Here is an 18,931-nt window from a genome sequence, read left to right on the forward strand (position 1 = left end):
TGAGCGACCCGTTTACCGTTGTAATCAGAATTACAGCAGCGCTTTCGCTTTCGCGACCACGTTGTCTACGGTGAAGCCGAACTCTTCAAACAGCAACTCTGCCGGAGCAGACTCACCAAAGGTGGTCATACCGACGATAGCACCGTTCAGGCCCACGTATTTGAACCAGTAGTCCGCAATACCCGCTTCGATAGCAACGCGAGCAGAAACGGCTTTCGGCAGTACAGATTCACGGTAAGCCGCGTCCTGTTTGTCGAATGCGTCAGTGGACGGCATGGAAACCACACGCGCCTTCACGCCTTCTGCGGTCAGTTTGTCCCACGCAGCAACAGCCAGCTCAACTTCAGAACCGGTAGCAATGAAGATCAGCTCCGGCTGACCTGCACAATCTTTCAGTACATAACCACCGCGAGCGATGTTCGCCAGTTGCTCTTCGGTACGTTCCTGCTGCGCCAGGTTCTGACGGGAGAGGATCAGCGCGGTCGGGCCATCCTGACGCTCAACGCCGTATTTCCACGCTACTGCGGATTCAACCTGGTCACATGGGCGCCATGTGCTCATGTTCGGGGTAACACGCAGGGAAGCAACCTGCTCTACGGGCTGGTGAGTCGGGCCATCTTCACCCAGGCCGATGGAGTCGTGGGTATAGACCATTACCTGACGTTGTTTCATCAGCGCAGCCATACGTACCGCGTTACGGGCATATTCCACGAACATCAGGAAGGTAGAGGTGTACGGCAGGAAACCACCGTGCAGAGAGATACCGTTCGCGATAGCGGTCATACCGAATTCACGTACACCGTAATGGATGTAGTTACCGGCGGCATCTTCGTTAATCGCTTTAGAACCAGACCACAGCGTCAGGTTGGAAGGCGCAAGGTCAGCAGAACCACCGAGGAATTCCGGCAGCAAAGGACCAAACGCTTCGATTGCATTCTGCGATGCTTTGCGGCTGGCGATTTTCGCCGGGTTAGCCTGCAGTTTAGCAATGAACTCTTTCGCTTTCGCATCGAAGTCAGACGGCATTTCACCGTTCATACGACGGGTGAATTCAGCCGCTTCCTGAGGGAAGGCTTTCGCATAAGCAGCAAACTTCTCGTTCCATGCGGCTTCTTTTGCCTGGCCTGCTTCTTTCGCATCCCACTGAGCATAGATTTCAGACGGGATTTCGAACGGCGCGTATTTCCAGCCCAGTTGTTCACGGGTCAGTGCGATTTCAGCGTCGCCCAACGGTGCGCCGTGAGAATCGTGCGTACCTGCTTTGTTTGGAGAACCGAAGCCGATGATGGTTTTGCACATCAGCAGAGACGGTTTGTCAGTCACTGTACGGGCTTCTTCTACTGCGCGTTTAATCGCATCAGCATCGTGACCATCTACGCCACGAACTACGTGCCAACCGTAAGCTTCGAAACGCTTCGCGGTATCATCAGTGAACCAGCCTTCAACGTGACCGTCGATGGAGATGCCGTTGTCGTCGTAGAACGCAATCAGTTTACCCAGTTTCAGCGTACCGGCCAGGGAGCATACCTCGTGAGAGATACCTTCCATCATGCAGCCATCGCCCATGAAAGCGTAGGTGAAGTGATCAACGATGTCGTGGCCTGGACGGTTAAACTGCGCCGCCAGTGTTTTTTCAGCGATAGCCATACCAACCGCGTTAGCGATACCCTGACCCAGCGGACCGGTAGTGGTTTCCACACCCGCGGTATAACCCACTTCCGGGTGACCCGGAGTTTTTGAATGCAGCTGACGGAAGTTCTGCAGTTCAGACATCGGCAGATCGTAGCCGGTGAGGTGCAGCAGGCTATAGATCAGCATAGAGCCGTGGCCGTTGGACAGCACGAAGCGGTCACGGTCAGCCCAGGATGGGTTATTCGGGTTGTGGTTCAGGAAATCACGCCACAGGACTTCGGCAATGTCAGCCATCCCCATCGGGGCGCCCGGGTGACCGGATTTGGCTTTCTGTACTGCGTCCATGCTCAGCGCACGAATAGCATTGGCAAGCTCTTTACGTGAGGACATTTTGACTCCAGATCGGATAATGAAGGCCATACCCTTAACGACTTGACGACAGCGCGTTTTGGGCTACGCCGGAAAAAAGTGCCAACAATGTAACCCAAGCCGCGTGTCATGTACATGGAGCATCCTTTTACCGCTTCAGAAATCTCCGGATCATGCTCGTAAGTTGCGCAATCTTCTCGCACGCTTATTGTTCTTTTCTTTATACTTAGGCCGAGCGTCGGTTTATCTGCAAACCACGCATTTTTTAGAGTAATCCTGACTTTGTGCGGAAGAGAAAAAATGAAAATTCGCGCTTTACTGCTTGCTATGAGCATGGCTACGGCATTGACCGGTTGCCAGAATATGGACTCCAACGGACTGCTTTCTTCAGGTGCGGAGGCTTTTCAGGCCTACAGCCTGAGCGATGCCCAGGTTAAAGCGCTGAGCGATCAGGCCTGTAAGGATATGGACAGCAAAGCGACCATCGCCCCGGCGGGCAGCGAATATGCGACGCGTTTAAGTAAAATTTCCGCTGCGCTTGGCGATAACATCAACGGCCAGCCGGTAAACTACAAAGTCTACATGGCGAAAGATGTGAACGCCTTTGCCATGGCAAACGGCTGTATCCGCGTCTATAGCGGTCTGATGGATATGATGACCGATAATGAAGTTGAGGCGGTCATTGGTCACGAAATGGGTCACGTCGCGCTGGGTCACGTGAAAAAAGGTATGCAGGTTGCGCTGGGAACCAACGCCGTACGTGCCGCGGCGGCCTCTGCGGGCGGGATCGTCGGCAGCCTGTCACAATCACAATTGGGCGATCTGGGTGAAAAACTGGTGAACTCACAGTTCTCCCAGCGTCAGGAGTCCGAAGCGGATGATTACTCGTATGATTTGTTGCGCAAACGTGGCATCAGTCCGGCAGGGTTAGCAACCAGTTTTGAGAAGCTGGCGAAACTGGAGGAAGGACGTCAAAGCACGATGTTTGACGATCATCCGGCATCAGCAGAACGAGCTCAACATATTCGCGATCGCATGAGCGCGGATGGGATTAAATAGTTTTAGCCCTATTCTGCGATGATATCGGACGTTATTGGCGAAGCCAGTTTGGACACGGACAGCGCACAGCCACCGGAGCGTACACGCAGTACGTGAGGATGGCGAGCACTGCCCGGGTTCAAAATGGCGAGCAAAATAGTCCGATACCGGTTACTCGCCCTTTTTCGCTGCCTGGATGTAAAGCATTTCCAGAGCCAGCGTAGCCGCCGCCAGCGCGGTGATCTCGGACTGGTCATAGGCCGGAGCGACTTCTACGACGTCCATCCCAACGATGTTCAGATCCTTCAGACCGCGCACCAGCTTGATTGCACGATCGGAGGTCAAACCGCCGATCACCGGCGTACCGGTTCCCGGAGCAAACGCCGGATCAAGACAGTCGATATCAAAAGTCAGGTATACCGGCATATCACCCACAATCTGCTTAACCTGAGCGATGATGTCATCAACGCTACGATCGTTCACCTGGCAGGCATCCAATACGGTAAAGCCGTTGTCTTTGTCGAACTCAGTGCGGATCCCGATCTGTACCGAATGGTTCGGATCGATCAGACCTTCGTTCGGTGCGGTATAGAACATGGTGCCATGATCGAATTCGCAGCCGTTGGCGTAGGTATCGGTGTGAGCATCAAAATGTACCAGCGCCATTTTACCGAAGTGCTTAGCGTGGGCGCGCAGCAGCGGCAGAGTGACGAAGTGGTCACCGCCGAAGGAGAGCATACGTTTACCCGCGGAAAGCAGTTTCTCTGCATGCGCCTGCAGCTTTTCACTCATTTCACGAGCATCACCGAACGCATAAACCAGATCGCCGCAGTCCACTACGTTCAGGCGCTCACGCATATCGAAGTTCCACGGGAAGCGGTTATGTTCCCAGGCGAGGTTGGTGGAAACCTGACGGATCGCTGCCGGGCCATGGCGGCCACCCGCACGACCGGACGTTGCCATATCAAAAGGTACGCCGGTAATCACCCAATCGGCGTCGCTGTCGTATGGCATGAAATTCATTGGCAGACGCAAAAAACCAAAGGCGTTAGAAACCAGGGAGTTGTCGTATTGATGACCTAAGGTGCTCATGTACTGACCTCTTTTAAAATCGGTGAAAAAAAATCCCCTCCGCGTCGTTAAGCCCGACGAGGAAGGGATTGATTTACGTAACTACTTATATGGGCGAATTATCGCCGTTAATTTGTCCCGGTTCAAGCGAACCGGTACAGCCTTACTCGTCTTCCAGGTATGTGTATCCGTAAAGACCTGCCTCGAACTCTTCGAGGAACTGCTGTTGCAGCGCATCATCCAGATCGGTCTGTTTGACCTGGTCACGGAAGTGCGTCAGCAAAGTATTTGGATCCAGCTGCACGTACTGCAGCATGTCCGCCACGGTATCCCCTTCGTCAGACAGCTCAACTTCCACGCTGCCGTCCGGGAAGACAAACACGTCAACCGCTTCGGTATCACCGAACAGGTTGTGCATGTTGCCGAGGATTTCCTGATACGCACCCACCATAAAGAAACCCAGCATCGGCGGGTTCTCTGGATCGTACTCCGGCATCGGCATGGTGGTGGCAATACCATCCCCATCGATGTAGTGGTCGATAGCGCCGTCAGAGTCACAGGTGATATCCAGCAGTACCGCACGACGCTCAGGCACTTGATCCAGCCCTTCCAGCGGCAAAACCGGGAACAGTTGATCGATGCCCCACGCATCCGGCATTGACTGGAACAGTGAGAAGTTGACGTACACTTTGTCCGCCATACGCTCTTGCAGTTCATCAATGATTGGACGGTGCGCACGGTTTTGCGGATCTAACTGTTTTTGCACCTCGTGGCACATGCTTAAATACAGTTGCTCCGCCCAGGCGCGCTCCTGCAGGCTGAACGTACCGGATGAATAGCCAACATGAATGTCGTGCAGATCCATCTGGCTGTCGTGCAGCCATTCACGCAGCGAACGACGGGTACCTGGTTCGTGCATTTCCTGCCAGGTTTCCCACATACTCTGCAACGCACGTGGAGCATCTTCAACCGGTGCGGTCGGCTCGGTATATTCGTTACGCTCCACACCAATGATGTTAGACACCAGTACGGTATGATGTGCGGTTACCGCACGGCCAGACTCGGTGATCACCGTCGGGTGCGGCAATCCGTTTTCTTCACAGGCGTCGCCAATCGCCCAGATGATATTGTTGGCGTACTCGTTCAACCCATAGTTGACCGAGCAGTCAGACTGCGAGCGCGTACCTTCATAATCCACGCCCAGACCGCCGCCCACATCGAAGCACTGAATATCAACACCCAGTTTGTGCAGTTCAACGTAGAAACGTGCAGATTCACGTACGCCGGTCGCGATATCGCGAATGTTCGCCATCTGCGAACCGAGGTGGAAGTGCAGTAACTGCAGGCTATCCAGACGCCCTGCTTCACGCAGCGTTTCAACCAGTTGCAGAACCTGCGTTGCCGCCAGACCGAACTTGGATTTTTCGCCGCCGGAGGACTGCCATTTGCCAGAACCTTGTGATGCCAGACGCGCACGCACGCCCAGACGCGGGATCACATTCAGGCGCTCAGCTTCATCCAGCACGATAGCGATTTCAGACATCTTCTCGATGACCAGATAGACCTTGTGGCCCATCTTCTCGCCAATCAGTGCCAGACGGATGTATTCACGGTCTTTGTAGCCGTTACAGACGATAACGCTACGGGTCATACCCGCATGGGCCAGAACAGCCATCAGTTCGGCTTTCGAACCCGCTTCCAGCCCCAGTGGCTCACCGGAATGGATCAGCGATTCAATCACGCGGCGGTGTTGGTTGACCTTGATCGGGTAAACAAGGAAGTAGTCGCCTTTATAGCCGTAAGATTCCCGCGCGCGTTTAAACGCGGCGTTAATTGAACGCAGACGATGTTGCAGGATCTGCGGGAAGCAGAACAATGCAGGCAGGCGCTGGCCTTGCGCTTCACGGGCTTTCACCAGTTTAGCGAGATCGACGCGCGCTTCCGGTACGTCAGGGTCCGGGCACACGCTAATGTGTCCTAACTCATTGACGTCATAGTAGTTATTACCCCACCAGGCAATATTGTAAGTACGCAGCATCTTGCTGGCTTCCTGGGAACTCATTGCAACCTCCTGCATGGAGCGTAGTACACCCTGTCCGCCTGCTGACGAAGGCGAACCCATAGAAATGTCGTCAGACATAGCGAACCTCAGATTTTATTAACAAGTGTAAAACAGTTGACTACTATCGCAATCCGAAGACGCGATAACAACCCATAAACAGGCAGATTTTCCAGCAGATAGTGCTGACGCTCCGACTGTGCGACCGGTTTCTTTTTCATTTCATTGTAAACACGTAACCGAACTTAAAGATGACGGTTCGGCGAAACCACGAGAAAACTCTTGTTTTAACAAGAGCGCCCTTGTTCAGTCCTTAGTTGCCGTTACCGGCTCTGGAGTCCTGAGAAGCGCCGAGATGGGTATAACATCGGCAGGTATGCAAGATGCAGATTGCGGGGGACATATGTACACCAGAACGGTGTGACAGATTCAGCAGAATACAACGGTTCATTATCTCGTATCACCTCCATGGTCGCTCCATAAAGAACGAACCCACAAGCCAAAGCTAAAGTTTTAACCCGGCTGGAAGTGGCAACACGATGAAAACGTCGTGTGCTTTTTGTCTACCCTAAATAATTCGAGTTGCAGGAAGCCAATGCATATGCAACTTGAACTATGACGGATATTTGAGCCGCGCGCCGCGTTTTATACCGACAACAGTGCGAAAAAGCAAAAGATAAATGCACGCATTGCCAGCACCGTCAGGAAAAATTTCCAGTTACATTTTCAGTGCAATACGACTTTACTCAAAAAAAGCTGGAAATCGTGCGGAGAAGTAACCTAAAATAGACGTCCAGAAGTTAATCCATCTATACCGATTAACACTCAGACTGCCAGTGTCGGTAATATGCAGACTCATGGTAGAATCTTCTGCACATGACTATTCCACGCAACAGTTTGAGCTAACCAAATTCTCCTTAGGTGAAATTAAATATGGCAAAACACCTTTTTACATCCGAGTCCGTATCAGAAGGACATCCTGACAAAATCGCTGACCAAATTTCTGATGCTGTTCTGGATGCAATCCTCGAACAGGATCCGAAAGCACGCGTTGCCTGCGAAACCTACGTCAAAACCGGCATGGTTTTAGTTGGCGGTGAGATCACTACCAGCGCATGGGTAGATATCGAAGAGATCACCCGTAACACCGTTCGCGAAATTGGCTACGTGCATTCCGACATGGGCTTTGATGCTAACTCTTGCGCTGTCCTGAGTGCTATCGGTAAACAGTCCCCGGATATCAATCAGGGTGTTGATCGTGCCGATCCGCTGGAGCAAGGCGCGGGTGACCAGGGTCTGATGTTTGGTTATGCAACCAATGAAACCGACGTGCTGATGCCAGCTCCCATCACCTATGCTCACCGTCTGGTTCAGCGTCAGGCTGAAGTACGTAAAAACGGCACGTTATCCTGGCTGCGCCCGGATGCAAAAAGCCAGGTCACTTTCCAGTATGACGATGGCAAAATTGTCGGTATTGATGCAGTAGTTCTGTCTACTCAGCACTCAGAAGACATCGATCAAAAATCACTGCAAGAAGCGGTGATGGAAGAGATCATCAAGCCAGTACTGCCGACCGAGTGGCTGACTGCTTCGACCAAATTCTTCATCAACCCAACCGGTCGTTTTGTTATCGGCGGCCCGATGGGCGACTGCGGTCTGACAGGTCGTAAAATCATCGTTGATACCTACGGCGGCATGGCTCGTCACGGCGGCGGTGCATTCTCTGGTAAAGATCCTTCTAAAGTTGACCGTTCCGCAGCCTACGCTGCCCGCTATGTAGCGAAAAACATCGTTGCCGCAGGTCTGGCTGACCGTTGTGAGATTCAGGTTTCCTACGCTATCGGCGTAGCTGAACCAACCTCTATCATGGTGGAAACTTTCGGTACTGAAAAAGTACCTTCTGAACAGTTGACCCTGCTGGTTCGTGAGTTCTTCGACCTGCGTCCGTACGGCCTGATTCAGATGCTGGATCTGCTGCACCCGATCTACAAAGAAACCGCCGCTTACGGTCACTTTGGTCGCGAACATTTCCCATGGGAAAAAACTGACAAAGCGCAACTGCTGCGTGATGCTGCCGGTCTGAAGTAATTCACCGCCAACAGACAGCAAATTAGGACCAGCCTGAAGGCTGGTCTTTTTTTTGCCTTCGCCTCGCCCACAACTCAGCCCACTGGCAATGCGTTTTACACGTGACTTTCACTACAAATGAAAGCGATTACATTCAGTTAATATCAACCCACACTGAATTCACATTGCCTTATTTCTATAGTTTCAATACTGTTACATATTTTTTCAGCATCGTCTTAATTCCAGGCAATCACTCACCAAACACCATTATTAAAAATCTTTATTTTCAATAGGATAATACATAATCAATATGAATGTTAGTGTAAGCGATTACACTAATGTGATGAAAATCGCATTTTTTCACTCCGTACTCACCTACCCTTAACATCAACAAAACTAGCTACCCAACCGGAGGGCATCATGCCTGACAATAAAAAACAGGGGCGTTCCAACAAAGCCATGACATTTTTTGTCTGCTTTCTTGCAGCCCTGGCAGGATTACTTTTTGGCCTGGATATCGGTGTTATTGCCGGTGCTTTACCTTTCATTACCGACGAGTTTCAAATTTCCGCACACACTCAGGAATGGGTGGTGAGTTCCATGATGTTTGGTGCAGCCGTAGGGGCTGTCGGCAGTGGCTGGCTCTCCTTCAAGCTGGGACGTAAAAAAAGCCTGATGATCGGCGCCATCCTGTTTGTCGCAGGGTCGCTGTTCTCCGCAGCCGCACCGAATGTTGAAGTGCTGCTCCTCTCCCGCGTACTGCTGGGCCTGGCGGTTGGCGTCGCGTCCTACACCGCACCGTTGTACCTGTCCGAAATTGCGCCGGAAAAGATCCGTGGCAGCATGATCTCCATGTATCAGTTGATGATCACCATCGGGATCCTCGGCGCCTATCTGTCCGATACCGCATTTAGCTATAGCGGTGCATGGCGCTGGATGCTGGGCGTAATTATCATCCCTGCTCTGCTGCTACTGGTTGGCGTGTTCTTCCTGCCGGACAGTCCACGCTGGTTCGCCGCCAAACGTCGCTTTGTTGATGCCGAACGGGTGCTGTTGCGCCTGCGAGATACCAGCGCAGAAGCCAAGCGCGAGCTGGATGAAATTCGTGAAAGCCTGCAGGTGAAACAGAGTGGCTGGGCTCTGTTTAAAGAGAACAGCAACTTCCGTCGCGCGGTATTCCTCGGCGTGCTGTTACAGGTGATGCAGCAATTCACCGGGATGAACGTCATCATGTACTACGCGCCAAAAATCTTTGAACTGGCGGGTTACACCAACACCACTGAGCAGATGTGGGGCACCGTTATCGTTGGCCTGACCAACGTACTGGCTACCTTTATTGCCATTGGCCTGGTTGATCGCTGGGGCCGTAAGCCAACGTTGATCCTCGGCTTTATCGTCATGGCCGTTGGTATGGGCGTGCTGGGTACCATGATGCATGTGGGTATTCATTCTGCTGCTGCCCAGTACTTCGCAGTGTTGATGTTACTAATGTTTATCGTTGGCTTCGCAATGAGTGCCGGTCCGCTGATTTGGGTACTGTGTTCTGAAATTCAGCCGCTGAAAGGCCGCGATTTCGGGATTACCTGTTCTACTGCAACCAACTGGATTGCCAACATGATTGTCGGCGCAACCTTCCTGACGATGCTGAACTCGCTGGGAAGCGCCAATACCTTCTGGGTCTACGGTGGTCTGAACGTCCTGTTCATCTTCCTGACCTTGTGGCTGATTCCGGAAACCAAAAACGTTTCTCTGGAACACATTGAACGTAACCTGATGAAAGGCCGTAAACTGCGCGAAATCGGCGCACACGACTAATCATCTGAGGCTTCCTCCCCCACCGGGGGAAGCCTCCCTCTTGCAGTCCTTTTCCTGTCCCATTATCCTCTGGCGTTATGAAAACCTCCCGTCTACCCATCGCTATCCAGCAAGCCGTAATGCGCAGCCTGCGGGAAAAACTCGCCCAGGCAAACCAAAAGCTGGAACGTAATTACCCGGAACCAAAGCTGGTTTATCAACAACGTGGCACCGCAGCGGGTACGGCGTGGCTGCAAAACTATGAAATCCGCCTCAACCCGGTACTGTTGATGGAAAACGTCGAGGCGTTCGTTGAAGAGGTCGTTCCTCATGAACTGGCGCATTTGCTGGTCTGGAAATACTTTGGCCGCGTACCGCCACACGGTAAAGAGTGGAAATGGATGATGGAGAATGTGCTGGGCGTACCGGCCAGACGCACGCATCAGTTCGAACTTCAGTCAGTACGACGCAATACCTATACCTACCACTGTAAGTGCCAGGAGCACCAGCTCACTGTCCGTCGCCACAATCGCGTTGTTCGCGGTGAAGCGACTTATCGCTGCGTCCACTGCGGTGAACCGTTGGTTGCCGAATAATCCTGCGAATTATCAGGAACTTTTCTGATCCTGCTGATTGCATACAGGAACAACTTTCGCTACGTTGCGCGCTCGATTTGACACGGAGTTCGTGATGTACCGTAATCTCTCTTTTGCCGTGGCGTTGCTGGCCACAGCGCTATCTGGTCCGGTTTTAGCCGAAGGCATCAACAGTTTTTCACAAGCGAAAACGGCAGGAGTAAAAGTTAACGCCGATGCGCCTGGCGATTTCTACTGCGGATGTAAAATTAACTGGCAGGGAAAAAAAGGGGTCGTTGACCTGGCCTCCTGCGGCTATAAAGTGCGAAAAAATGAAAATCGTGCCAGCCGTATTGAATGGGAACATGTCGTGCCAGCCTGGCAATTTGGTCATCAGCGCCAGTGCTGGCAAGACGGCGGACGTAAAAACTGTGCCAAAGATCCGGTCTATCGCAAAATGGAAAGCGATATGCATAACCTGCAACCGGCGGTGGGTGAAGTGAATGGCGATCGAGCTAACTTCATGTACAGCCAGTGGAACGGCGGTGAAGGTCAGTACGGACAGTGCGCCATGAAGGTCGACTTTAAAGAAAAAGTGGCCGAGCCGCCTGCACGCGCTCGTGGTGCCATTGCTCGTACCTATTTTTATATGCGCGACCAGTACAATCTGACGCTTTCCCGCCAGCAAACCCAGCTTTTTAATGCCTGGAATAAGCAATATCCGGTGACGGACTGGGAGTGTGAACGCGACGAACGCATCGCTAAGGTACAGGGTAACCATAACCCATACGTGCAACGCGCTTGCCAGGCGCAAAAGAGCTAACCTACACTAGCGTCAATATTTTTAACCCATGCCCTGACCTTTAAGTTGCTCAGGGCCATGACGCGGATGGTTAACTATGCGCATTCCTCGCATTTATCACCCTGAACCACTCTCTTCCGGCAGCCAAATTTCATTGTGTGAAGATGCCGCCAACCATATCGGCCGCGTGCTGCGTATGGGCGCAGGCCAGGCGCTACAACTGTTTGACGGTAGCAATCAAGTATTTGACGCCGAAATCACCCATGCCAGCAAGAAAAGCGTGGATGTGAAAGTACTTAGCGCTGAGCACGACGATCGTGAATCACCGCTGCATATCCATCTTGGACAAGTTATGTCTCGCGGCGAAAAGATGGAATTTACTATCCAGAAATCGATTGAACTGGGTGTAAGCCTCATTACGCCACTTTTTTCTGAGCGCTGCGGCGTTAAACTGGATAGTGAACGCCTGAACAAGAAGCTCCAGCAGTGGCAGAAAATAGCTATTGCTGCCTGTGAACAGTGCGGTCGTAACCGGGTACCTGAAATTCGCCCGGCGATGGATTTGGAAGCCTGGTGCGCCGAACAGGATGAGGGATTGAAGCTTAACCTTCATCCTCGCGCCAGCGCCAGCATCAACACTCTGCCGCTACCCGTAGAGCGCATCCGGTTGCTGATTGGCCCGGAAGGTGGGTTGTCGGCAGATGAAATTGCCATGACCGCACGTTATCAGTTTACTGATATCCTGTTAGGACCTCGCGTTCTGCGTACTGAGACAACTGCGCTCACCGCCATTACCGCGCTACAGGTGCGTTTTGGTGATCTGGGCTAAGACCGCCCTATTAGGCGTAATTGTCGCAGCTAGTTTGAACATGGACAGCGCACAGCGCACAGCAACCGGAGCGTACACGCAGTACGTGAGGATTGCGAGCACTGCCCAGGTTTAAACTGGCAAGAAAAATAGCCTAAGAGGTTGGGCTTTTAACGGAGAAGAACAATGATCAAGCTCGGCATCGTGATGGATCCCATCGCAAGCATCAACATCAAGAAAGATTCCAGCTTCGCTATGCTGCTGGAAGCACAACGCCGTGGTTACGAACTTCACTATATGGAGATGGCCGATCTTTATCTGATTAACGGTGAAGCCCGCGCCCGTACGCGTACCCTGAGCGTAGAGCAGAACTACGACAAATGGTATGAGTTCAACAGCGAGCAGGATCTGCCGCTGGCAGACCTGGACGTCATTCTGATGCGCAAGGATCCGCCGTTTGATACCGAGTTTATCTACGCGACCTATATTCTGGAACGCGCAGAAGAGAAAGGGACACTGATCGTTAACAAACCGCAGAGTCTGCGCGATTGTAATGAAAAGCTGTTCACCGCCTGGTTTGCCGACCTGACCCCGGAAACGTTGGTCACACGCAACAAAGCACAACTGAAAGCCTTCTGGCAGAAACACAGCGATATCATTCTTAAACCGCTGGACGGCATGGGCGGAGCGTCTATCTTCCGCGTGAAGGAAGGCGATCCGAACCTGGGCGTAATTGCTGAAACGCTGACCGAGCACGGCACCCGCTACTGTATGGCACAGAACTACCTGCCGGCGATTAAAGACGGTGACAAACGCGTGCTGGTGGTTGATGGCGAACCCGTTCCGTATTGCCTCGCACGTATTCCACAAGGTGGAGAAACCCGAGGCAATCTGGCCGCCGGTGGTCGTGGCGAACCTCGTCCGTTAACCGACAGCGACTGGGAAATTGCGCGTCGCATTGGTCCCACCCTGAAAGCCAAAGGCTTGATTTTTGTGGGTCTGGATATCATTGGCGATCGCCTGACGGAAATTAACGTCACCAGCCCGACCTGTATTCGTGAGATTGAAGCAGAATTCCCGGTATCCATTACCGGTATGTTGATGGATGCTATCGAGGCACGTCTGCAGAAATAAAGCGTTTAATGCCGGATGACGACGCTAAAGCGTCTTATCCGGCCTACGTTTTTCGCCTCCTACAAACCGGAAAAGCGCTACTTTCCGGCAAAAGACGCCTTACATGAGTGACAATTAAGGGCTTTCCCCACATACTGCACACTGTTGCTTTTTTGAACCAGGAAACAGAACCTCTGACAATGAATTTACAGCATCACTTTCTTATTGCCATGCCTGCTCTCCAGGATCCGATTTTCCGCCGTTCCGTGGTGTACATTTGTGAGCATAATGAAAACGGCGCGATGGGGATTATTATCAATAAACCCCTGGAAAATTTACAGATTGAAGGGATACTGGAAAAACTGAAGATTACACCAGAGGCGCGTGACCCGGCTATTCGTCTGGATAAAGCCGTGATGCTTGGCGGCCCACTGGCAGAAGATCGTGGGTTTATTCTGCATACCCCGCCTTCGCGCTTCGCATCCAGTATTCTTATTTCAGATAACACCATCATCACGACTTCCCGCGATGTGTTAGAAACCTTAGGTACACAGGAACAACCCTCCGAAGTACTGGTCGCGCTAGGTTATTCGTCCTGGGAAAAAGGTCAGCTGGAGCAAGAATTGCTGGATAACGCCTGGCTCACAGCCCCCGCCGATCTCAACATTTTATTTAAAACACCGATTGCTGATCGCTGGCGCGATGCAGCGAAACTTATCGGGATAGATATTCTGACCATGCCTGGCGTGGCAGGGCATGCATAATGAGCGAAACATTACTCTCCTTTGATTTTGGTACCAAAAGTATTGGCGTGGCTATTGGTCAGCGCATTACCGGTACAGCCAGACCGCTGCCCGCCATCAAAGCGCAGGATGGCACACCGGACTGGAGTTTGATTGAGCGCCTGCTTAAAGAGTGGCAGCCGGATGAGGTCATTGTCGGCCTGCCGCTGAATATGGATGGCACTGAGCAACCCCTTACCGCACGCGCACGCAAGTTCGCCAACCGAATTCACGGTCGTTTTGGCGTAACTGTGACACTTCACGATGAACGCCTCAGCACAGTGGAGGCGCGCTCCGGTCTGTTTGAGCAGGGTGGATACCGTGCGTTGAATAAAGGCAAAGTGGACTCCGCCTCTGCCGTCGTTATTCTCGAAAGTTATTTCGAGCAGGGTTACTAAAAGGTCATCGTTTCATTTTGCTCCAGCATAAACCCTCAGCCCATTACAGCCTGCCCTGCGCCTGACGCTGCTGCAGGCTCTGAGCGAAAGTCTGCATACCTGCCAGTTGCCCGGTTTGTATAACACCGGGGAGCTGGTGGTTTTTCCCCTCGCGGATCAGATTGCCGACAGCCGGAGTATTTACCAGCAACTCAAATAACGCCACTCGCCCTCCCTGCTTATCTTCTTCCAGCTTTTGCGAGAGCACCGCCCGTAAGCTACCCGCCAGTTGATTACGAACCGGATCTTTCTCCTGCGCGGGAAAAGTATCCACCAGCCGCTCCACCGCCTGCGCCGCACCACGCGTATGTAGCGTTGCCAGCACCAGATGCCCGGTTTCTGCGGCGGTTAACGCCAGGCGGATGGTTTCGCTGTCGCGTAGTTCTCCCAATAAAATAACGTCGGGATCTTCACGCAACGCAGCTCTTAATCCTGCGGCAAAAGAGCTGCAATGCGCCCCCATCTCGCGCTGTTGGATCAAACAGCGCTTGCTGGTATAGCGATATTCAATAGGATCCTCCAGCGTCAGAATATGTCCTTCAACGTTCAGATTAAGGTACTCCACCATCGCCGCCAGTGTTGTAGACTTCCCGCTCCCCGTGGCTCCCGTCACCAAAATCAGCCCATTTTCACTATGTAGCAGTTCAGATATAAGGTCAGGTGTCTGCAATGACTCCAGGTTCGGACAGGCGACCGGCAGCAACCTCAGAGCCAGCGAAGTCCCTTGTTGGTGGGCAAATGCACTGGCGCGCAGACGACGAGAGTCCGCCAGCACAATGGCAAAATCAATCTGTCCACTTTCCCGCCACTGTACCTGTTGTTGATCGCTGAGCCAGCCCATCAGCAGTTGTTCCACATCTGGCGCAGTAAACGGCGCAATTTCTATCCTCCCCCGTATGCGCCAGCGCGCAGGCCATGCATTGCACAGGTGTAGATCCGACACGTTATGCTTTACACTAAGGGCCACTATTTCTTCCATATTCATATGAACATCCTCGGAAAATGAACGATATCGCGCATAACCTGGCACATGTCCGGGACAAAATCTTAGCCGCCGCGACGCGTTGCGGGCGGTCTTCAGAAGAAGTTACGTTGCTTGCAGTAAGTAAAACCAAACCTGCGAGCGCCATCGAAGAAGCCATTGCCGCAGGGCAGCGTGCCTTTGGCGAAAACTATGTTCAGGAAGGTGTGGACAAGATCCGCTACTTCAAAGAAAGCGGCGTAGAGGGTCTGCAATGGCACTTTATCGGCCCGTTGCAGTCCAACAAAAGTCGTCTGGTGGCTGAGCATTTTGACTGGTGCCATACGATAGATCGTCTGCGTATCGCTACCCGTCTAAGTGAACAGCGCCCGACAGACTTACCACCGCTGAATGTTCTGATTCAGATTAATATCAGCGATGAGAACAGTAAGTCAGGCATTCAACTTGCTGAACTTGATACCCTGGCCGCTGAGATCGCCGCACTGCCACGCATTACCCTGCGTGGTCTGATGGCGATCCCGGCGCCAGAGTCAGATTATGTAAGGCAGTTTGAAGTTGCACAGCAAATGGCTGTAGCATTTGCCGGGCTGAAAACGCGCTACCCAAATATCGACACGCTCTCACTGGGAATGTCTGATGATATGGATGCTGCCATCGCGGCGGGTAGCACGATGGTACGCATTGGCACTGCTATTTTTGGTGCTCGTGATTACACAAAAAATTAAGGAAAACTAAGGAACACCATGAATACGTTGACCTTCCTGCTCTCAACGGTAATTGAGCTGTATACCATGGCGCTGCTATTGCGCGTATGGATGCAGTGGTCCCGCTGTGATTTTTACAACCCGTTCTCGCAGTTCATTGTGAAAATCACGCAGCCCATTATTGGGCCGTTACGCCGCATTATCCCTCCGATGGGACCAATCGACAGCGCCTCGTTAGTAATCGCGTTAATTCTCAGTTTTATCAAGGCAATAGTGCTATTCAAAGTGGTCACATTCCAGCCGATTATCTGGATCGCCGCCGTACTTATTGTTCTGAAAACCATTGGGCTGCTGATTTTCTGGGTGCTGTTGGTCATGGCCATCATGAGCTGGGTCAGTCAGGGTCGTAGCCCCGTGGAGTACGTGCTGATTCAACTGGCGGACCCACTGTTGCGTCCTATCCGTCGCATACTGCCAGGCATGGGCGGAATCGACTTTTCCCCGATGATCCTGGTACTGCTGCTCTATGTCATCAACATGGGGATAGCAGAGGTATTACAGGCGACAGGTAATATGCTGCTGCCGGGGCTGTGGATGGCGCTATGAGTGCCGTAACACCCTGCGATGACGGTCTGGTTTTACGGCTCTATATTCAGCCTAAAGCCAGCCGGGACAGTATTGTGGGTTTACATGGCGACGAAGTAAAAGTCGCCATTACCGCCCCGCCGGTCGATGGCCAGGCAAACAGTCATCTGGTTAAATTTCTCGGTAAACAATTCCGCGTGGCGAAAAGCCAGGTTGTTATTGAGAAGGGCGAGCTTGGCCGTCACAAACAGGTTAAAATCATTCATCCGCAACAAATCCCGCCAGAAATTGCGGCACTAACTGATTAGGTATCCCATGCAAAAAGTTGTCCTCGCAACCGGCAATGCCGGTAAAGTGCGTGAGCTCGCCTCTCTCCTGAGCGATTTCGGGCTTGATGTTGTCGCCCAAACAGATCTGGGCGTTGACTCCGCTGAAGAGACCGGCCTGACTTTTATTGAAAACGCCATTCTGAAGGCGCGTCATGCTGCGCAAATCACCGGACTGCCGGCAATTGCCGATGACTCGGGTCTGGCTGTCAACGCTCTGGGCGGCGCACCAGGCATCTATTCCGCTCGCTATTCAGGAGAAGATGCTACCGACCAACAGAATCTGGAAAAGCTGCTGCACACCCTGCGGGATATCCCTGAAGAGAAACGTCAGGCACAGTTCCATTGCGTGCTGGTGTATATGCGCCATGCGGACGATCCAACGCCAATTGTTTGTCACGGAACCTGGCCGGGCGTGATTACCCGCGAGCCTATCGGAAACGGCGGTTTTGGCTACGACCCGATCTTCTTTGTACCGTCTGAAGGTAAAACCGCGGCAGAACTGACTCGTGAAGAGAAAAGTGCCATCTCCCACCGCGGACAAGCGCTGAAGCTGCTGCTGGATGCCCTGCGTAATGGTTAAGCTTCCACCACTGAGTCTTTATATTCACATCCCGTGGTGTGTGCAGAAATGCCCCTACTGCGATTTCAATTCGCATGCGCTGAAGGGTGAAGTTCCCCATGATGACTATGTTCAGCATCTGCTGAGCGATCTGGATGCCGACGTTGCGTACGCACAAGGTCGTGAAGTAAAGACGATTTTTATTGGTGGTGGCACGCCAAGCCTGCTCTCAGGGCCGGCAATGCAAACGCTGCTGGATGGTGTGCGCGCACGCCTGAATCTGGCGGCTGATGCAGAAATCACGATGGAGGCGAATCCCGGTACAGTAGAAGCCGATCGCTTCGTCGATTATCAACACGCCGGGGTGAACCGTATCTCCATAGGTGTGCAGAGTTTCAGCGCAACTAAACTTGAGCGCCTGGGACGTATACACGGGCCGGAAGAAGCCAAACGCGCCGCCAATCTGGCGAACGGTCTGGGGCTTCGCAGCTTTAATCTTGATCTGATGCACGGCTTGCCGGATCAGACCCTGGAAGAGGCCCTGGGCGATTTGCAGCAGGCGATCGCGCTCAACCCGCCTCATCTATCATGGTATCAGCTCACCATTGAACCCAATACTCTCTTTGGCTCACGCCCTCCGGTATTACCGGACGATGACGCGCTGTGGGATATTTTTGAGCAGGGCCATCGGTTGCTGACCGCCGCCGGGTATCAGCAGTATGAGACATCAGCCTATGCTAAGCCGGGTTATCAGTGTCAGCACAATCTGAACTACTGGCGTTTTGGCGACTATCTTGGTATTGGCTGCGGAGCTCACGGCAAAGTCACTTTTCCAGATGGACGCATCCTGCGCACCACCAAAACGCGACACCCGCGCGGATATATGCAGGGGCGCTACCAGGAAAGCCAGCGTGATGTGGCGCAGACCGACAAACCATTCGAGTTCTTTATGAACCGTTTTCGTTTACTTGAAGCCGCGCCGCGTGCTGAATTTACCCAATATACCGGGCTTACCGAAGACGTTATTCGTAAAGAGATTGATGAGGCTATCACGCAGGGGTATCTGACAGAGAACGAAGAGTTCTGGCAGATTACCCGACACGGTAAGCTGTTTTTAAACTCTCTGCTGGAATTGTTTTTAGCGGAATAACACTGAAAATAGCCAGGCCTGATGGCGCTGCGCTTATCAGGCCTGGGGGCTTAGAGACGATAAGCGCAGCTATCT

At 52.5% G+C, this 18,931-nt stretch carries 20 protein-coding genes; 14 read left to right on the forward strand and 6 right to left on the reverse strand.

All coding sequences use genetic code 11. From position 1 onward, the window contains the following. Positions 1–30 precede the first annotated feature (30 nt). Positions 31–2,022, reverse strand: a complete 1,992-nt coding sequence (gene tkt / locus OGX98_RS12575) for a transketolase (RefSeq protein WP_286595355.1) — start codon at positions 2,020–2,022, stop codon at positions 31–33. A gap of 279 nt (positions 2,023–2,301) precedes the next feature. Between tkt and loiP the strand changes: the two genes are divergently transcribed. Continuing rightward, the gene (gene loiP, locus OGX98_RS12580) at positions 2,302–3,060 is read left to right on the forward strand and encodes a metalloprotease LoiP (RefSeq protein ID WP_045447355.1); all 759 of its coding nucleotides are present in this window, start codon (positions 2,302–2,304) and stop codon (positions 3,058–3,060) included. Between the two features lie 150 nt (positions 3,061–3,210). Here the strand turns inward: loiP and speB are convergent, their stop codons facing one another. From speB to yqgG, 4 genes are all read right to left on the reverse strand, one after another. After that, on the reverse strand, positions 3,211–4,131 hold the full coding sequence (gene speB, locus OGX98_RS12585; RefSeq protein WP_003027056.1) for an agmatinase: 921 nt from the start codon (positions 4,129–4,131) through the stop codon (positions 3,211–3,213). 142 nt (positions 4,132–4,273) lie between these two features. Beyond that, entirely contained in the window at positions 4,274–6,250 is a 1,977-nt protein-coding gene (speA, locus tag OGX98_RS12590) for a biosynthetic arginine decarboxylase (protein WP_071829027.1), read from the reverse strand. An 8-nt stretch (positions 6,251–6,258) separates the two neighbouring features. Continuing rightward, positions 6,259–6,390, reverse strand: coding sequence for an acid stress response protein YqgB (gene yqgB / locus OGX98_RS12595; RefSeq protein ID WP_071829029.1), 132 nt, complete (start codon positions 6,388–6,390; stop codon positions 6,259–6,261). Positions 6,391–6,482: 92 nt separating this feature from the next. After that, entirely contained in the window at positions 6,483–6,620 is a 138-nt protein-coding gene (gene yqgG, locus OGX98_RS12600) for a small protein YqgG (RefSeq protein ID WP_269429419.1), read from the reverse strand. Between the two features lie 482 nt (positions 6,621–7,102). Between yqgG and metK the strand changes: the two genes are divergently transcribed. The 8 genes from metK to ruvX all read left to right on the forward strand — a co-directional run bounded on the left by metK (position 7,103) and on the right by ruvX (position 14,508). Beyond that, positions 7,103–8,257, forward strand: coding sequence for a methionine adenosyltransferase (gene metK / locus OGX98_RS12605; RefSeq protein WP_020996311.1), 1,155 nt, complete (start codon positions 7,103–7,105; stop codon positions 8,255–8,257). A 399-nt stretch (positions 8,258–8,656) separates the two neighbouring features. Continuing rightward, on the forward strand, positions 8,657–10,051 hold the full coding sequence (galP, locus tag OGX98_RS12610; protein ID WP_045447364.1) for a galactose/proton symporter: 1,395 nt from the start codon (positions 8,657–8,659) through the stop codon (positions 10,049–10,051). 77 nt (positions 10,052–10,128) lie between these two features. Next, positions 10,129–10,626 carry a SprT family zinc-dependent metalloprotease gene (locus OGX98_RS12615; protein ID WP_045447367.1) on the forward strand — a complete coding sequence of 166 codons (498 nt, stop codon included), beginning with the start codon at positions 10,129–10,131 and terminating at the stop codon, positions 10,624–10,626. Positions 10,627–10,720: 94 nt separating this feature from the next. After that, positions 10,721–11,428: a deoxyribonuclease I gene (endA, locus tag OGX98_RS12620; RefSeq protein WP_225761466.1), complete on the forward strand. Its 708-nt coding sequence runs from the start codon at positions 10,721–10,723 to the stop codon at positions 11,426–11,428. 76 nt (positions 11,429–11,504) lie between these two features. Further along, entirely contained in the window at positions 11,505–12,236 is a 732-nt protein-coding gene (rsmE, locus tag OGX98_RS12625; RefSeq protein ID WP_045447373.1) for a 16S rRNA (uracil(1498)-N(3))-methyltransferase, read from the forward strand. Positions 12,237–12,401: 165 nt separating this feature from the next. Beyond that, positions 12,402–13,349 carry a glutathione synthase gene (gene gshB, locus OGX98_RS12630; protein WP_045447375.1) on the forward strand — a complete coding sequence of 316 codons (948 nt, stop codon included), beginning with the start codon at positions 12,402–12,404 and terminating at the stop codon, positions 13,347–13,349. Between the two features lie 179 nt (positions 13,350–13,528). Next, positions 13,529–14,092 (forward strand): YqgE/AlgH family protein, encoded by a 564-nt coding sequence (locus OGX98_RS12635; RefSeq protein WP_045447378.1) that lies wholly within the window; start codon positions 13,529–13,531, stop codon positions 14,090–14,092. Beyond that, positions 14,092–14,508 carry a Holliday junction resolvase RuvX gene (gene ruvX / locus OGX98_RS12640; protein ID WP_045447381.1) on the forward strand — a complete coding sequence of 139 codons (417 nt, stop codon included), beginning with the start codon at positions 14,092–14,094 and terminating at the stop codon, positions 14,506–14,508. Before OGX98_RS12635 ends, ruvX begins: the two co-directional genes overlap by 1 nt. Before the next feature lie 43 nt (positions 14,509–14,551). Here ruvX and OGX98_RS12645 read toward each other — a convergent pair whose 3' ends face one another. Further along, positions 14,552–15,532: a type IV pilus twitching motility protein PilT gene (locus tag OGX98_RS12645; protein WP_048220575.1), complete on the reverse strand. Its 981-nt coding sequence runs from the start codon at positions 15,530–15,532 to the stop codon at positions 14,552–14,554. A 17-nt stretch (positions 15,533–15,549) separates the two neighbouring features. Between OGX98_RS12645 and OGX98_RS12650 the strand changes: the two genes are divergently transcribed. From OGX98_RS12650 to hemW, 5 genes are read left to right on the forward strand one after another with little or no spacing between them, the layout of a single operon-like run. Continuing rightward, positions 15,550–16,254 (forward strand): YggS family pyridoxal phosphate-dependent enzyme, encoded by a 705-nt coding sequence (locus tag OGX98_RS12650; RefSeq protein ID WP_045447388.1) that lies wholly within the window; start codon positions 15,550–15,552, stop codon positions 16,252–16,254. Between the two features lie 18 nt (positions 16,255–16,272). Further along, a complete protein-coding gene (locus OGX98_RS12655) occupies positions 16,273–16,839 on the forward strand; it encodes a YggT family protein (protein ID WP_045447391.1) in 567 nt (188 codons plus the stop codon). Continuing rightward, the gene (gene yggU / locus OGX98_RS12660; protein ID WP_003027101.1) at positions 16,836–17,126 is read left to right on the forward strand and encodes a DUF167 family protein YggU; all 291 of its coding nucleotides are present in this window, start codon (positions 16,836–16,838) and stop codon (positions 17,124–17,126) included. Before OGX98_RS12655 ends, yggU begins: the two co-directional genes overlap by 4 nt. A 7-nt stretch (positions 17,127–17,133) precedes the next feature. Next, positions 17,134–17,727, forward strand: a complete 594-nt coding sequence (locus OGX98_RS12665; protein ID WP_286595356.1) for an XTP/dITP diphosphatase — start codon at positions 17,134–17,136, stop codon at positions 17,725–17,727. Beyond that, a complete protein-coding gene (hemW, locus tag OGX98_RS12670) occupies positions 17,720–18,856 on the forward strand; it encodes a radical SAM family heme chaperone HemW (RefSeq protein WP_045447397.1) in 1,137 nt (378 codons plus the stop codon). Before OGX98_RS12665 ends, hemW begins: the two co-directional genes overlap by 8 nt. Positions 18,857–18,931 lie beyond the last annotated feature (75 nt).

Source organism: Citrobacter sp. Cm046 (genome assembly GCF_030333065.1).
Taxonomy (GTDB): Bacteria; Pseudomonadota; Gammaproteobacteria; order Enterobacterales; family Enterobacteriaceae; genus Citrobacter; species Citrobacter murliniae.

Bases quoted from the DNA above. Each gene is read 5' to 3' on its own strand.
- ruvX (WP_045447381.1), top strand. From the start codon at position 14,092: ATGAGCGAAACATTACTCTCCTTTGATTTTGGTACCAAAAGTATTGGC.
- OGX98_RS12635 (WP_045447378.1), top strand. From the start codon at position 13,529: ATGAATTTACAGCATCACTTTCTTATTGCCATGCCTGCTCTCCAGGAT.
- rsmE (WP_045447373.1), top strand. From the start codon at position 11,505: ATGCGCATTCCTCGCATTTATCACCCTGAACCACTCTCTTCCGGCAGC.
- gshB (WP_045447375.1), top strand. From the start codon at position 12,402: ATGATCAAGCTCGGCATCGTGATGGATCCCATCGCAAGCATCAACATC.
- galP (WP_045447364.1), top strand. From the start codon at position 8,657: ATGCCTGACAATAAAAAACAGGGGCGTTCCAACAAAGCCATGACATTT.
- yqgG (WP_269429419.1), bottom strand. From the start codon at position 6,620: ATGAACCGTTGTATTCTGCTGAATCTGTCACACCGTTCTGGTGTACAT.
- yggU (WP_003027101.1), top strand. From the start codon at position 16,836: ATGAGTGCCGTAACACCCTGCGATGACGGTCTGGTTTTACGGCTCTAT.
- endA (WP_225761466.1), top strand. From the start codon at position 10,721: ATGTACCGTAATCTCTCTTTTGCCGTGGCGTTGCTGGCCACAGCGCTA.
- OGX98_RS12665 (WP_286595356.1), top strand. From the start codon at position 17,134: ATGCAAAAAGTTGTCCTCGCAACCGGCAATGCCGGTAAAGTGCGTGAG.
- hemW (WP_045447397.1), top strand. From the start codon at position 17,720: ATGGTTAAGCTTCCACCACTGAGTCTTTATATTCACATCCCGTGGTGT.
- loiP (WP_045447355.1), top strand. From the start codon at position 2,302: ATGAAAATTCGCGCTTTACTGCTTGCTATGAGCATGGCTACGGCATTG.
- tkt (WP_286595355.1), bottom strand. From the start codon at position 2,022: ATGTCCTCACGTAAAGAGCTTGCCAATGCTATTCGTGCGCTGAGCATG.
- OGX98_RS12615 (WP_045447367.1), top strand. From the start codon at position 10,129: ATGAAAACCTCCCGTCTACCCATCGCTATCCAGCAAGCCGTAATGCGC.
- OGX98_RS12645 (WP_048220575.1), bottom strand. From the start codon at position 15,532: ATGAATATGGAAGAAATAGTGGCCCTTAGTGTAAAGCATAACGTGTCG.
- speB (WP_003027056.1), bottom strand. From the start codon at position 4,131: ATGAGCACCTTAGGTCATCAATACGACAACTCCCTGGTTTCTAACGCC.
- yqgB (WP_071829029.1), bottom strand. From the start codon at position 6,390: ATGAAAAAGAAACCGGTCGCACAGTCGGAGCGTCAGCACTATCTGCTG.
- OGX98_RS12650 (WP_045447388.1), top strand. From the start codon at position 15,550: ATGAACGATATCGCGCATAACCTGGCACATGTCCGGGACAAAATCTTA.
- metK (WP_020996311.1), top strand. From the start codon at position 7,103: ATGGCAAAACACCTTTTTACATCCGAGTCCGTATCAGAAGGACATCCT.
- OGX98_RS12655 (WP_045447391.1), top strand. From the start codon at position 16,273: ATGAATACGTTGACCTTCCTGCTCTCAACGGTAATTGAGCTGTATACC.
- speA (WP_071829027.1), bottom strand. From the start codon at position 6,250: ATGTCTGACGACATTTCTATGGGTTCGCCTTCGTCAGCAGGCGGACAG.